Genomic DNA, 1,361 nt, shown 5'->3' with positions numbered 1-1,361 from the left:
TCGTTGAGCTTCGTCGCGAGGTGTTTGGGCAACTCGGCCTCGATGAGGCATGGTAGCCCTCAAAAGGAGCTCGCCGTGACGGATCTTCTCATACGCATCCACAGAGCAAGCAGCACGGCGTTCTCGCCGCGATCGCAATGCGATTGTGTTAGCGGCTGTGCAGCCACCTCGTGGAGATCTAAAAATCTGGGAAGCGCACGGAGACTTCGATGACCTCAGAATTCAACGTCCACAACGCCGCGGGCTATGAGCAGCTCATGGGCCGCTGGAGCCGAAGACTCGCGCGGAAATTCATCGACTTCACAGGGATTTCCGACGGCGAAAGGATTCTCGACATCGGCTGTGGCACCGGTAGCCTGACCTTCACGCTCGCCAGAGCCGCCGACCTCGCCGAGATTACCGCGATCGACTATTCACCAGTCTTTGTCGAGGACGTGATCCGGCGCAACACAAACCCGCGAATAAAAGTCCGGCAGGCTGATGCCTGTGCACTGCCCTTCGAGGGCGGCACGTTCGATCGCGCTTTGGCGCTTCTCGTGCTCCACTTCGTTCCCGAAGCCGGTAAGGCAGTAGCCGAGATGCGCCGCGTCGTTCGGCCGGGCGGCGTGGTCGCGGCAGCGGTGTGGGATCATCTCGGCGGGATGCCCGGCATGCGCATGATGGTCGACACGGTGGCGGCACTCGGTGAAAGCGGGCGCCAGCTGCGCAGTCGCTATTGCTTTCAACCAATGATGCAGCCGGGCGAACTGAGACGGACTTTTGCCGAACAGGGTCTCGTGAGCATTGCGGAAGTAGAGCTGATGATCCGCATGGACTACAAAAGCTTTGCCGACTATTGGACGCCGATTGCCGCTGGCGAAGGGCCGCTCGGCAAGTATGTGGCAGCGCTCGACGCTGCGGAGCGAGCGCGCACCGACGCCGCCGTGCGCGATGCCTACGAGGCCGGCCGGCCCGACGGCCCGAGGTCCTTTGCAAACGTCGCGTGGGCGTGCAGAGGCATCGTTCCCTAACTCGACGGCCAGAGCGGTCTCTTCCGAGGTCCTGACTATCTGAGTGCCCGGGTGGAAAGTCGATGAACGTCTGGGCTTAACCAGGACGAGCAGGCTTGCTGCTCTGCTACGCGGATACGAGAAGATTGGCGAAGTGGAAATTTTTCATTTTCTGCTTGAAGTCAGGTGAGTGAGCGTCTATGCGTTTTCCAGCGTTGCTCGTCTGTCGGGCGCTCTCTTTGGCCTAGATGCCAAGGGAAGCATGCACGCTCTTGATGCTCCTCACCTTGTTGAGTGACACAACAGTCGACGTAAGTCGATTGGAGTTCATTCATCGTCGGTAAGGGTGTCGGAACCCTTCCACTCTGGAAG

Annotated in this window: 1 protein-coding gene; it reads left to right on the top strand. The window is 60.0% G+C overall.

Annotated elements, in window-relative coordinates; translation table 11 throughout:
- The first annotated feature begins 209 nt into the window (after positions 1 to 209).
- Positions 210 to 1,010 carry a class I SAM-dependent methyltransferase gene (locus CT676_RS43660; RefSeq protein ID WP_085398209.1) on the top strand — a complete coding sequence of 267 codons (801 nt, stop codon included), beginning with the start codon at positions 210 to 212 and terminating at the stop codon, positions 1,008 to 1,010.
- The last annotated feature ends 351 nt before the right edge of the window (positions 1,011 to 1,361 follow it).

Origin of the sequence: Bradyrhizobium sp. MOS001 (assembly GCF_004634465.1) — a bacterium.
GTDB lineage: Bacteria > Pseudomonadota > Alphaproteobacteria > Rhizobiales > Xanthobacteraceae > Bradyrhizobium > Bradyrhizobium barranii.
The sequence above is the reverse complement of the archived record's forward strand: the minus strand, read 5'-3'. Positions and strand labels throughout refer to the sequence as shown.